Consider the following 12,596-nt stretch of genomic DNA (forward strand, 5'->3'; position numbering starts at 1 on the left):
CGCATAGTAAACACCAACCTCATCTGGCAATGATTGGAAATCCGGTGTATCTGTGGCAGGATACTTGAGCATATTAAAATATTGTAAGAATCAAGGATAACAATGACTATCAATATACACAGAACTCCCAAGTTGATTTTCGCAGGAATGCTTTTTGCATCTCTGACTGCTTGCGGCAGTAGTAAAGAAGAAATAATCGAAGAAGTCGTCGAAGACGCAATTAACGCTGGCAACTACCAAGAAATTCTCAGCACAGGCGTGCTTGAAACTGCCAAACTGGCAGCTGGTGTTATGTTCGCTGGTAATGAAATTGACACATCCATAATGACACTGGATAGTGCAACAGAATCAAGCAATGTTTATCGTTGCAGCAATACTGATGGCTTACTTGAGGTCACTTTAATTGACGATACAACTGAGCAATGGGACTTTGATAACTGTCATATCACCTATTATGATTCCGACTCCGCTTATGACGGAAGAGTGCTTATAGACTCAGAAATCATATCAGGCGATTATGAGGATATTGGCGACTACAATGCTAACTGGAGTGTCAGCCAATACGTCACTTTTACTAACTTCACTCAAACCTCTCCAATTGATGGAGGAAAGGCCAATACTTCTAATGGTTCTATCATATTAGATTCATCCAATAGTCTGGATACTGAGCTGAATATCGCCACTATGTCCAGCACCAATCTGATTATTGATTCGGCAGACACCACCACTTTAGACACAAAGACCTATACCTTCAGCGATCTTTACTATGACTTGCGCGAAGATATTATTGATGAAAGCTTAGATGCTGATCTTGATTTCACAGCTGAAGTGTCCGACATCGGTGAGATTCAGGTAATTACAGATCCTGTTTTGGAATATGATACTGACGGATTATTGCAGGATGGTACGATGACTGTATTGTCTGGCAACTCTGCGTTAAGCATGGTTGCTACGGGTAATGATACCGTTGATATTTCATTGGATGCGAACAATGACGGTACTTACGAATTTACCATTTCGCAGGATTGGGATATCGGCAGTGAGTAATTCGAACTGACTCTATTTGAATAAATAGACGTCACACAAATAAAAGCCCTCGCTACCAACGCAGCGAGGGCCTTTTTATAGCAGCAGTAAATCAGTTTACTTAAGCTTTACTAACCACAACTGCAGCATTCACGCCACCGAAGCCCAGACCATTACACAAGGCATGGCTGATATCGGCTTCCTGCGCAACATTGGCTACCAGGTTAAGATCCTGAATATTGTCATCAGGCTCGGACAAGTTGATGGTCGGTGGCAATATTCCTTTTTGTAATGCTTGCACCGTAAAGATTGTTTCAATACCACCCGCTGCACCTAACAAGTGACCTGTTGAGGATTTAGTAGAAGAAATCGGCGTGTTGACGATGCCATCGCCAAATACCGAGCGAAGACCCGCTACCTCAGCACGGTCACCAACGGGTGTCGATGTTGCGTGAGCATTCACGTAGCCGATATCAGACGCTTCCAGACCTGACTGCTTGATTGCAGCGCGCATTGCTTGCGCACCACCAGCACCATCATCCGGGCCAGAAGAAATATGATGAGCATCACAGCTGGTGCCATAGCCACTCAGAACTGCCAGAATCTTTGCACCACGCGCTTCAGCGTGTTCACGAGTCTCGATAACAATCAAGCCAGCACCCTCACCCATTACGAAACCATCGCGTGATTTGTCAAATGGACGTGATGCACCTTTTGGATCATCGTGATTTAGTGATAAGGCTTTCATCGCATTAAAGCTAGCCAGTGCCAACGGATCAACACAGGCTTCGGCCCCACCCACAAGCGCAATTTTTGCTTCGCCACTCTTAATGATACGTGCGCCATCTCCAATCGCCTGAACACCAGCCGCACAAGCCGTTACCGGACAACCCATTGGGCCGCGAAAACCATACTTAATGGACACATTACCCGCTGCCAAATTTGCCAAAAACGACGGGACAACGAACGGTGAAAGGCGTCTGAAACCACGTGTTTCCATGGTGCGCTGGGCATTAGTAATCGTCGGGAATCCACCAATACCAGAACCAATAATGGTTGCTGTATTGATTTTATCTTCATCAGACTCCGGGAACCAATTTGCCTGCTCCAGAGCTTCTTTTGCAGCAGCCATTGCATACAGCGTAAAACGATCCATCTTTTTGAGTTCTTTCTTAGGAACAACAGATTCAGCATCCAAACCTGCTTCAGGATCATCAGCGATACTCGGTACCATTCCGGCCATGTGAACCGGGCTACCGTCTTCGTGAAGTTGCTCAATCAGCTCTATACCACTTTCGCCTGCGATTAGTCGATCCCAAACTTTTTCAATGCCATAGCCTAACGGCGTTACCGCACCCATACCTGTTATAACAATATCTGACTTCATGATGTCCCTAAGTAATTATATCAATTTGATAAAAAGTGTAATTGCTCCCAATATATGATCAAGATAATACGTGAATTTGCTATCATGGGCAGGTACAGTTTTTGGGTAATCACATGTCATATACAAAGCATCACAAGAAACAATCAAAGGAGCGGATTTTAGAGTCAGCCTCCCAGTTATTCTGCCGGTTTGGATACGAAAAGGTATCCATTAGTCAGGTGATGAAACTGGCGCGTATGACGCATGGTGCTTTTTACGCACATTTTGACTCCAAAGAAGCGCTTTATAAAACCTCTTTGGTGAATGTTCTTAAGCGCAATAAAACGAATCGCTTAGCCAAGTCGCCTTTTTCCATTAATCATTTGATGGAGCTCGTCAATAATTTATCCAATTTGCGAACCACACCCGCGCAAGGTGGCCCCTCGCCGGAAAACATATTGTTTAATGAAATTGGCAACGATAGCGATGAGATAAAAAGCGTCTACGAGACCTCATACCTGAGCATTCTCAAATTATTAGAAACACGCATTATGGCGCTGAAAAAACTAAAACAGTTACCCAATGTGCAAACCGCTGAACATGTCAAAGAAACCTCACGCGTTATCTTAGCGACCATGGTGGGCGCTGTGGCAATTGCCAAAAGTATCCAGAGTGATGAAGAGCGTCAGTTGCTATTGCTATCCGCTCAAAACCAAATACTCAGCTTGCTTGGCGATAAGAGTTATACGGAGCGGTTTGCTGCGCCTATTGTTTAATTAGCATACATCAGGCATTTACATAACCATTGATTAGAAACGTTGTTCAAAACCATTAGCGAAAACGAACGTCATGCCGATAGCAATCAGCACTACACTGCAGCCAGCCGCCATCCATAACACTTGCTTTTGGCTCAACCAATCTCGGTTTCTAAACGGCTTCTCAATCCATCGCCAGCTGAGATAAGCCAGCACAAAACTCAACACACTCAGACCCAGTAGATAAGTAACCGACAATTCATCCATACTCTGCATACGCGCAAACACAAACAGCGGCTGATGCCAGAGATAGGCACTGTATGAGATTAATCCAATACCCACCAACACAGGTAAACTAAGCAATTTACCAACCAGTGTTTCATGATCCGCGCAAAGAATAATTAATGCCGTTCCGATAACTGGCACAAGCGCATAAAGACTCGGGAATGGGATATTTTTGTCAAACGCAACAATCGAATACACCAACGCGGCCAGTCCAATAAAACTACCCAATTGCTTCACCAGAGCATTTTGAATCTGTTTATTATTCAGATAAAACGCACAAAACACCCCAGCTAATAACTCCCAGACACGAGATGGCGCTAAAAAGAAATTAGCCTCCGGCGCGTTTCTCCATGCCCATTCACAATAGAGAAAACTCACGACCGCAAGCGCGGTCAGCACCAACAAGCGACTACGCTTTAACCACGCAATACTCGCTATCATAAACACAGGAAAAATCAGGTAAAACTGCTCTTCAACCGCCAAGCTCCAAGTGTGAAGCAGAGGAATAAACTCCGATGTCGCTGCGAAGTAATCGCTCTGTTGCCAGAACAAAATATTAGACGCAAACACTCCCACCGAAGCCAAACTCGCCCCGTAATCAACCAGTTCGTTGGGAAGTAAAATATACCAGGCGGCGATCGTACTTAAGAGCACCACCAGCATCAAAGCAGGCAATATCCGCCGCGCCCGTCGCTCGTAAAAACTCGCCAGCGTAAACCGCTCTTTAGCCTGCTCATTGAGAATAATCGAGGTGATGAGATAACCACTAATCACAAAGAAAATATCGACACCAACAAAGCCGCCACTGAAACCTACAATTCCCGCATGAAACAATACGACCGGCACGACAGCCAGCGCTCTTAACCCATCTATTTCAGCTCGATATTGCATTTATTTTCAACCCTGAATTCATTGGTATTTGTGAGTTTAGAAGACACCTAAGTAGGTCTTCGTTTTGGGGATTAGCTTTGTGAATCGATTCAAGCGAAGCTTGTGTGAGCAAAGCTAATCCCCAAAACGAAGACCGGCTAAACACCACTAAACTCACAACTGCCAATTAATCGGTGCTTTACCAACCTGCTCTAAATAGGCATTGGTTTGTGAAAACGGCTTACTACCAAAGAACCCGCGATAGGCCGACAATGGCGATGGATGAACCGCTTTAATAATATGGTGTTTATCCGCATCAATAAATGCCGCTTTTTTCTGCGCATAGCTACCCCATAGTATAAACACGATGGATTCCGCTTGCTCATTCAATGCACTAATGACCGCATCCGTAAACTTCTCCCAACCCTTACCTTGGTGAGAATTAGCATTACCTGCTTCAACCGTTAATACTGCATTGAGTAACAATACACCCTGCTCTGCCCAAGGCTGCAAATACGCGGTGTGTGAGTTATTGATACCCAAATCATCCATAAGTTCTTTATTGATGTTAATTAATGATTTTGGGAGTGGCTTTACTTCCGGCATCGCGGAAAAACACAGGCCATGTGCATGACCTGGTGTGGGATAGGGGTCTTGTCCCAATATGACTACTTTCACCTTGTCAAAGGGAGTTGTGTTTAAGGCGTTAAACCACAGTGAGCTATGTGGCAGGATGTTTTTCCCTGCTGCTTTCTCGGCCAGTAAGAAGTCACGCAATTGCTGCATATAAGGTTGATCAAACTCTGATCCAATCACATCCAACCAACTCTGATCGAGTTTTACTGATTTATTCATCTTGTCATCTCTTCCAAATGCCTAGTTCGCTCTATAGTAAATACACCAAACACTACATCAACAGATTCTTTAATACCTTTGTAGTTTAGTTTTAGTTCTCGATTTATTTCAGTTCTATTGGCTATTTAGCTATCAGACACCAGCGCTTCAAACTAACCTCAACGATTTTCATAAGCCAAAACCAAAACCGGCCGGAGAATAAATTCACCGGCCGGTCGTGTCTAGCTCAAACGTTTAGTAACTAATTACTTAGCCGCTTCACGCTCTTTTGTTTCTTTGATTACTGCTTCAGAAACGTTTGCAGGACATGGTGCATACTGCGCGAACTCCATAGAGAACTGACCACGACCAGAAGTCATCGTACGCAGGTCACCGATGTAACCAAACATTTCACTCAGCGGTACTTCAGCCTTGATGCGAACACCAGTAGCACCAGACTCCTGAGACTTGATCATGCCGCGACGACGGTTAAGGTCACCGATAACATCACCAACATTGTCGTCTGGAGTGAACACGTCAACTGCCATGATAGGCTCGATCAACTGAGGGCCAGCCTTAGGCACTGATTGACGGTATGCGCCTTTTGCTGCGATCTCAAATGCTAGTGCAGAGGAGTCAACCGCGTGGAAAGCACCATCCATCAACGTTACTTTAAGATCAAGACATGGGAATCCAGCAAGAACACCTTTGTCCATGCTCATCTTGAAACCTTTCTCAACCGCAGGCCAGAATTCGCGAGGAACGTTACCACCAGTAACCTTAGACTCGAATGCAAAACCTTCACCCGGCTCGTTTGGCTCAATGATGTAGTCGATCTTACCGAACTGACCAGAACCACCAGACTGCTTCTTGTGCGTGTAGCTGTCTTCACAAGACTGAGTGATTGTTTCACGGTATGCAACCTGAGGCTTACCAACAACAACGTCAACACCGTGAGTACGCTTCATGATGTCAATCTTAATGTCCAGATGAAGCTCACCCATACCTTTCAGGATTGTCTCACCAGAATCTTCGTCAGTCTCAACCTGGAAGGTAGGATCTTCAGCAACCATTTTACCGATCGCGATACCCATCTTCTCAGCACCGGCTTTATCTTTAGGCGCAACCGCGATAGAGATAACAGGCTCCGGGAATACCATAGGCTCCAGCGTTGCTGGATGCTTAGGATCACATAGCGTGTGACCAGTCTGAACGTTCTTCATACCCAAGATAGCAACGATGTCACCAGCCTGTGCAGAATCCAGTTCGATACGATCATCAGCTGACATCTCAACGATACGACCAACACGCTCAGTCTTACCTGTGAAGCTATTCAGGATAGTCATACCCTTCTCAAGCTTTCCAGAGTAAACACGGATAAAGGTCAGGGCACCGTAACGGTCATCCATGATCTTAAATGCCAATGCACGTAGTGGCTTATCAGGATCAACAACTGCAAATTCACCAGTTTCGTTACCTTCAGCGTCTACTTCTGGCTGAGGCTCAACTTCAACAGGGTTTGGCAGGTAGTCAACAACCGCGTTCAATACTAGCTGAACACCTTTGTTCTTAAACGCAGAACCACAGTAAGTCGGGAAGAACGCTAGTTCTTTAGTACCCTTACGGATACAAGCGTGGATAGTGTCTAGGTCTGGCTCGTTACCTTCAAGGTACATTTCCATCGCATCGTCGTTCATCTCAACCGCAGTCTCGATTAACTTTTCACGATACTCTTCAACTTTGTCCACCATATCGGCTGGAACGTCTTCGATCTTGTACTTGAACGGGTCACCTGAACCGTCCCAAACCCATGCTTTACGAGTTAGCAGATCAACAACACCTGTGAAGTCATCTTCTGTACCAATCGGCAGAACCATTACTAGTGGACGTGCGCCCAGTACATCTTCAACCTGCTTAGTAACGCGGTAGAAGTCAGCACCCAAACGGTCTAGTTTATTTACAAAGATAATACGAGCAACACGAGAGTCGTTCGCGTAACGCCAGTTAGTCTCTGACTGAGGCTCAACACCACCAGAACCACAGAATACACCAACACCACCATCTAACACTTTAAGCGAACGATATACTTCAACGGTGAAGTCAACGTGTCCCGGTGTATCGATGATGTTTAAGCGATGTTTATTCCACTCACAACTAACCGCAGCAGACTGGATTGTGATACCACGCTCCGCTTCCTGCTCCATGAAGTCAGTTGTTGCTTCACCGTCGTGAACTTCTCCAATCTTATGGATTTTACCAGTAAGGCTCAGGATACGCTCAGTAGTGGTTGTTTTACCCGCATCAACATGGGCAAAAATACCAATGTTGCGGTAACGCGTTAGGTCTTTCATGTCTGTACTCTAAATATTGTCAGGCGAAAAAAATTACTGGCGATGTCTGTTTTTATAGTCAACATCCTCACTCGAAGCGTTAGCAAAATCAGTTGCTTAACAAGTCGGGCAATCCGTCCAGTTCGGAAAACGGGGTATTCTAACCAAAAATAGTGGTTCATTGCTAAGAAATTATGTTGATATCTGCAAGATTTTTAAAAATAATTCAAGAATTTGGCGTTCAGGAAGTAACTAATGACCCATTCAGCCGACTGGCAACGCCGTTTTGGTGGCATCGCAAAGCTTTATGGCCAACAAGGCCTTGCACAATTTAGCAGCAGCCACGTCTGTGTGATTGGTGTCGGGGGCGTGGGTTCGTGGGCTGTTGAGTCACTGGCGCGCAGTGGTATCGGCGAAATTACCATGATTGATATGGATGTGGTCGGTGAATCAAATATTAACCGACAACTCCCCGCGATGTCCTCGACACTGGGGCGCGATAAGACAGCCGTGCTTGCTGACCGTATCGCGGAAATCAATCCGGACTGTAAGGTTAATATCGTCGATGACTTCGTCTCGATTGAGAATGTTGCTGAGTTGTTACTGCCCAGCATGAGCTTTGTGATTGATTGCATCGACAGTTCACGTGTCAAAGCCGCATTGATCAGTCACTGCAAACGACAAAAAATTAAAGTGATTACACTTGGTGGTGCCGGCGGGCAAATTGATCCGGGGAAAATTCAGGTCGGCGATCTCAGCCAAACCAAACAAGATCCTCTACTCTCAAAAACACGCAAGTTACTGCGACAAGACTATGGCTTTAGCACGAACCCAAAACGTCGCTTTAGTATTCCCTGTGTCTACTCAGAAGAAGCGCAACGTTATGCCGATGAAGATGGCGGCTTTACTCATACTAAGCCCTCCGGCAATGATGGCTCATTAAATTGCGCCGGAGGATTAGGCTCGTGCACGACGGTTACAGCGGCCTTTGCACTACGCGCCGTCGCCGAAGTCCTGAAGAAGCTGGCAGCTTGAGACGTTTCTAAATCACCAACTGAGCTTTCTTAGCCACCAAGCGATAGCGATATCAAGATGCTTTTTCACCGAAAATACGTTGACGTAGCGATGTTGCTAACGTTTCTGTACCCATCGATTTAAATTGGCGATACACCTTGCCGCCTTGCGCCCTTATGCGTCGATAGCTGCGCATCAACACAGACTGCCAACCACGCTTTAACCACAAGGTTTCATACACCGGCTCAGACTCACATTTAAACTTAGCCTTATAAGAATTATCACCCTCAGCACTCAGGTAGTCATACTCCAGATAGCCTGCTTTTACCAGTGCCTGAATCTCCAAAATATCAAACACCACCATCGGTGAAAAACGCTTATCATCCTGACTACTAAAGCCACTTTGATAGCTGTAACAACGCTTCTTGAAATTAAAGTTATGCACCGCCGCAATTGGTTCACCGTCGTGGTACATCACTCGGATATCAATAATGCCTTGATCTAGCAGGCGGTTTAATAAAGTCTTGTGGAAAGTCTTAAAGGACAAAGAATCAAAAATACTGCCCTTTTCACGTGACTCCCAACGCGCACGATGCAAGCGTTCCAGAATATCCATTGCCTCGTGCGGATCGGCGTAGTCCTGCGCGGAGCGAATCTCAATCTCACCACTACTTTGCATGCGATTTAAACGCGAACGAAATTGCTTGCGCATTGAGCGGCTCAAACTCGCAACGTATTCCTCCGGTGTGGGCGGCAATTGAATCGCATAGGACTGACTACTACTCACCGTGTAATGGTCATATTGCTGAGAAATCTGCTGCTGCATTTCATTGAGTAATGAATCACCCAACATGAAACGAAATTGCCCGAAGCTCCATTCATTATCATGCTCTAATAAATAGGCAACCAAAGCTTTAACCACATCGCTGCGATGACTTGCTAATGAAATAACATCAGGATAGTGACTGACGACCTCATCTTCTCGCGCCTCACCTTCGCCCAGCATCCGCAAGCGTCCGCGCACTAGCCAGTGTTCATTGTTAATGTAAAAAGGTGCGATTGCCAGCAATTGCTCGTTGTCGTAAACAGCCAATATTTGTAGTTTGTAATTTGGCTTTTGGTAGACTTCCCACCACGTGTAAACCCACTCCCACAATAGGAATGGCTGTGGGTGAATGGAATGTTCAACTAGCGTATTCCATTCATTTTTTAACGCGCAGAACTGCTCTGTATTGTTAATACATTCAACACGAATATTACTCACCAAGGAGGTACTCCCTGCAAACGGGCTATGCCGATGTGCTTGTTATTTTAATTATTTAATTCTCAATCACAGCGACTAGTGAGCGAGAAATTGGATATCCCTGTGATTAGAATCTAATCTGGTGTGGTATTCAATTTTCTCCGATTAACGTGATACGAATGATTAAATAAAACTCATCATGAATGTAGCTTCGGAGACCATGCTGGTTTAGCCTACAAAAAATCACTCAATAACAACTTCTCAATGCCCTTCGGTGTTTTTATACCCTGGTCATTGGTAATGAACACATCAGCCTTACCCTCCATTGCCGAAGCCACATGAATCGAATCAGGGGTTTTCATACCGCTTAGCGTTGCGCGTAAAAATGCGGTCTTGATATAGACTTTCTGGGTGGTCGGCACAAGCTCGATAAACTTCCGGTCGTTCAATGCTTTTGTGTAGAGATTGATAGCGCCGGTGTCATCTTTATTGAAAGGCATAACCAATATCTCAGCCAGCGTAATTTCACCTGTCAGCAAAGTGATCTCTTTACTATCCACACACTCCGCCAACTCTTGCAGTAGTGGGAGATATTCCTCAAACCCCTCAAACAGGTAAATCAGGATATTTGTGTCCACATACACACGCTTACCGGATATCGCTTGCTTCAGCCCCATGCTTCACGCTCTTTCGCGATAAATTGATCAACCTCTGCCGACGATGAAAATACACCTTTCACCGACCCCAGATATGACTGAGCAATATTATCCTCTGCAACAAATAATCTACTTGACGCGTTTTCATAAGCCTGTTTCATCTTGTGATACTCCTCAGAAGGGACAATCACAAACACCTCTTTGGCATGTTTTGTAATAGAGATCGGCTCTTTAATGGCACTGGTGACTAGCTCACCAAAGCTCTTTTGAGCTTGGGTACTGGATATTGTTCTCATGCTGAACTCCATCTTGAAATATCAATAATCCATATTATACGTAAAATACGGATTATTGAAACTACCCACTCAGTTCTGGTGTTCTGATCGCCTTAAATTACACCTTTGTACTCTTGCTTTCGCACCTCGTCCAAGCAAGCCCTAATCTCGTCGACATCAACCTCGACTCGCTCCAATACCATCGCCGCCAAACGCAAACTCGCCTCAGTAGTCTCCGGCATCACCGCATCTGCACCATGCTCGTATAGCTCATCACTGTGCCCTGCATCCCTCGCCCGAACCAAAATCGTCAGTTGAGGCCAGAGTCTTTTCACCGCTTCAACAACACGCTTAGCAGCCTCCGGCTCATCCAAAGTAATCAACACTACCTTGGCTTTATCAGCTCCCACCTGCCTAAGTACATCCGGCCTTGCCGCATCGCCATAATAAACCGGCTCATTCGCCTCCCGACATTGCCGGACACTCACCGCATCCATATCCAGCGCGACATACTCCACCGATTGCTGCTTTAGAATCGCCGCAACCGACTGCCCCACCCGGCCATAACCAGCAATAATCACGTGATCGCTGCGTTCATGCTCACCACTTCGAGGCATCATTAAACGCTCATCTCTCGGCGACAATCGCTTACTCAGTTCACCCGCCAAATAAGCAAGGAATGGCGTTAGTACCATCGATAGTCCAGCCAGGATCACCATAAACTGCCCGACATCTGCAGGAATCAAATCGTAAGTTGTCATCGCCTGACCGATCAGAACAAAGGCAAACTCACCGGCTTCTGATAAATACAATCCCACCCGCAAGGCATCTTGCAGTTGCAATCCAAAATAGCGTGCTAATGCAATACCAATAATTGACTTTAAGGTCAGCAAACCGATTAATGACAACACTAACCACCCTGCTTTATCGATAACCAGTGAGAAGTCGAGCATCATGCCGACACTCATAAAAAACAGACCCAGCAGCAAACCTTTAAATGGCAAAATCTCGCTTTCGATTTGGTGACGGAACTCGGTTTCTGCCAACAATAAACCGGCCAAGAATGCCCCAAGTGCCAACGATAATCCTGCGTAAGCCGTTAATAACGAAGTCGCCAGAACGGACAATAAAATCATCGCGGTGAATACATCGACATTGCGGGTATTGGCGACGATTTGAAATAAGCGACGGAAGACTAACCGCCCCAGTAATAAAATAATGCCAACGGCCAGCACGGCCTTGAAGATGGATAGCCCCAGATTAAGCCAGATATCGCCCTCACCCTCAGCCGCTAACACCGGCAGCAGGATCAATATTGGCACCACCGCCAAGTCCTGAAACAGCAATACAGAGAAACTTGCCCGACCATGTGTCGTTGAAATTTCACCGCGTTCGGTCAGTAATTGCATAACCATAGCAGTGGATGACAAGGCCAGACAAAGCCCAATAACTAAGGCTGCTTCAGCGCTATTTCCCCAGAAATACGCCACACTACCAATGACACCCGCAGAGATAATCACCTGCGCGGCTCCTAAGCCAAAGATCAAGCGCCGATAGGATCGTAATCGCTCAAACGAAAGCTCCAGACCAATACTAAATAACAGAAACACCACGCCCAGTTCGGCAACATGACTGACGCCTTCTGCATCCGACACAATAGATAAACTGTAAGGCCCGATGATTGCGCCCACCGACAGATAGCCCAAAATCGGACTCACATTCAGGCACTTAAACACCGGCACAATAAATACCACCGTCAGCAAGAACGCAACGGTTTCAACAAGGTAAGGAATGGGAATATGGATAGCGCTACTGGCAAAAACCATTGGAGTTGACCACTTGGATGAAAGTGGTCAAATCTTATCAAAGCCTATCTGCTACAGCACTGAATCGTTTTACTAAATCAGCAATTATCAGCTAATCCGACTTTTACAAGATTTTT

11 protein-coding genes are annotated in these 12,596 nt (G+C 45.6%); 3 read left to right on the forward strand and 8 right to left on the reverse strand.

What is annotated here, in order from left to right; all coding sequences use genetic code 11:
- Positions 1–102: 102 nt before the first annotated feature.
- Positions 103–1,047, forward strand: coding sequence for a hypothetical protein (locus DKW60_RS11190; RefSeq protein WP_109837743.1), 945 nt, complete (start codon positions 103–105; stop codon positions 1,045–1,047).
- Between the two features lie 100 nt (positions 1,048–1,147).
- On the opposite strand, the gene fabF is transcribed toward DKW60_RS11190, so the two are convergent.
- A complete protein-coding gene (gene fabF / locus DKW60_RS11195; protein ID WP_109837744.1) occupies positions 1,148–2,413 on the reverse strand; it encodes a beta-ketoacyl-ACP synthase II in 1,266 nt (421 codons plus the stop codon).
- A 113-nt stretch (positions 2,414–2,526) separates the two neighbouring features.
- On the opposite strand from fabF, the gene DKW60_RS11200 reads away from it, so the two are divergent.
- A complete protein-coding gene (locus tag DKW60_RS11200) occupies positions 2,527–3,168 on the forward strand; it encodes a TetR/AcrR family transcriptional regulator (RefSeq protein WP_109837745.1) in 642 nt (213 codons plus the stop codon).
- 33 nt (positions 3,169–3,201) lie between these two features.
- On the opposite strand, the gene DKW60_RS11205 is transcribed toward DKW60_RS11200, so the two are convergent.
- The 3 genes from DKW60_RS11205 to fusA all read right to left on the reverse strand — a co-directional run bounded on the left by DKW60_RS11205 (position 3,202) and on the right by fusA (position 7,487).
- Entirely contained in the window at positions 3,202–4,323 is a 1,122-nt protein-coding gene (locus DKW60_RS11205; protein ID WP_109837746.1) for an acyltransferase family protein, read from the reverse strand.
- 153 nt (positions 4,324–4,476) lie between these two features.
- Positions 4,477–5,157 carry a uracil-DNA glycosylase gene (ung, locus tag DKW60_RS11210; RefSeq protein ID WP_109837747.1) on the reverse strand — a complete coding sequence of 227 codons (681 nt, stop codon included), beginning with the start codon at positions 5,155–5,157 and terminating at the stop codon, positions 4,477–4,479.
- A 245-nt stretch (positions 5,158–5,402) separates the two neighbouring features.
- Positions 5,403–7,487 carry an elongation factor G gene (gene fusA / locus DKW60_RS11215; protein WP_109837748.1) on the reverse strand — a complete coding sequence of 695 codons (2,085 nt, stop codon included), beginning with the start codon at positions 7,485–7,487 and terminating at the stop codon, positions 5,403–5,405.
- A 234-nt stretch (positions 7,488–7,721) separates the two neighbouring features.
- Between fusA and tcdA the strand changes: the two genes are divergently transcribed.
- Positions 7,722–8,501 (forward strand): tRNA cyclic N6-threonylcarbamoyladenosine(37) synthase TcdA, encoded by a 780-nt coding sequence (gene tcdA, locus DKW60_RS11220; protein ID WP_109837749.1) that lies wholly within the window; start codon positions 7,722–7,724, stop codon positions 8,499–8,501.
- Positions 8,502–8,553: 52 nt separating this feature from the next.
- On the opposite strand, the gene DKW60_RS11225 is transcribed toward tcdA, so the two are convergent.
- The 4 genes from DKW60_RS11225 to DKW60_RS11240 form a co-directional block, all read right to left on the reverse strand.
- The gene (locus tag DKW60_RS11225; protein WP_146203473.1) at positions 8,554–9,744 is read right to left on the reverse strand and encodes a GNAT family N-acetyltransferase; all 1,191 of its coding nucleotides are present in this window, start codon (positions 9,742–9,744) and stop codon (positions 8,554–8,556) included.
- A gap of 212 nt (positions 9,745–9,956) precedes the next feature.
- Positions 9,957–10,400 carry a type II toxin-antitoxin system VapC family toxin gene (locus tag DKW60_RS11230; RefSeq protein WP_109837751.1) on the reverse strand — a complete coding sequence of 148 codons (444 nt, stop codon included), beginning with the start codon at positions 10,398–10,400 and terminating at the stop codon, positions 9,957–9,959.
- Positions 10,391–10,675, reverse strand: a complete 285-nt coding sequence (locus DKW60_RS11235; RefSeq protein WP_181389664.1) for a type II toxin-antitoxin system Phd/YefM family antitoxin — start codon at positions 10,673–10,675, stop codon at positions 10,391–10,393. Before DKW60_RS11235 ends, DKW60_RS11230 begins: the two co-directional genes overlap by 10 nt.
- A 92-nt stretch (positions 10,676–10,767) precedes the next feature.
- Positions 10,768–12,480 (reverse strand): monovalent cation:proton antiporter-2 (CPA2) family protein, encoded by a 1,713-nt coding sequence (locus DKW60_RS11240; protein WP_109837753.1) that lies wholly within the window; start codon positions 12,478–12,480, stop codon positions 10,768–10,770.
- Positions 12,481–12,596: the final 116 nt, after the last annotated feature.

The organism is Leucothrix pacifica (genome assembly GCF_003172875.1).
GTDB classification, from domain to species: Bacteria; Pseudomonadota; Gammaproteobacteria; order Thiotrichales; family Thiotrichaceae; genus Leucothrix; species Leucothrix pacifica.

Excerpts from the sequence above, each read along its gene's own strand:
- DKW60_RS11190 (WP_109837743.1), top strand. The coding sequence starts at position 103 with ATGACTATCAATATACACAGAACTCCCAAGTTGATTTTCGCAGGAATG.
- tcdA (WP_109837749.1), top strand. The coding sequence starts at position 7,722 with ATGACCCATTCAGCCGACTGGCAACGCCGTTTTGGTGGCATCGCAAAG.
- DKW60_RS11235 (WP_181389664.1), bottom strand. The coding sequence starts at position 10,675 with ATGAGAACAATATCCAGTACCCAAGCTCAAAAGAGCTTTGGTGAGCTA.
- DKW60_RS11200 (WP_109837745.1), top strand. The coding sequence starts at position 2,527 with ATGTCATATACAAAGCATCACAAGAAACAATCAAAGGAGCGGATTTTA.
- DKW60_RS11205 (WP_109837746.1), bottom strand. The coding sequence starts at position 4,323 with ATGCAATATCGAGCTGAAATAGATGGGTTAAGAGCGCTGGCTGTCGTG.
- ung (WP_109837747.1), bottom strand. The coding sequence starts at position 5,157 with ATGAATAAATCAGTAAAACTCGATCAGAGTTGGTTGGATGTGATTGGA.
- DKW60_RS11230 (WP_109837751.1), bottom strand. The coding sequence starts at position 10,400 with ATGGGGCTGAAGCAAGCGATATCCGGTAAGCGTGTGTATGTGGACACA.
- fabF (WP_109837744.1), bottom strand. The coding sequence starts at position 2,413 with ATGAAGTCAGATATTGTTATAACAGGTATGGGTGCGGTAACGCCGTTA.
- fusA (WP_109837748.1), bottom strand. The coding sequence starts at position 7,487 with ATGAAAGACCTAACGCGTTACCGCAACATTGGTATTTTTGCCCATGTT.
- DKW60_RS11240 (WP_109837753.1), bottom strand. The coding sequence starts at position 12,480 with ATGGTTTTTGCCAGTAGCGCTATCCATATTCCCATTCCTTACCTTGTT.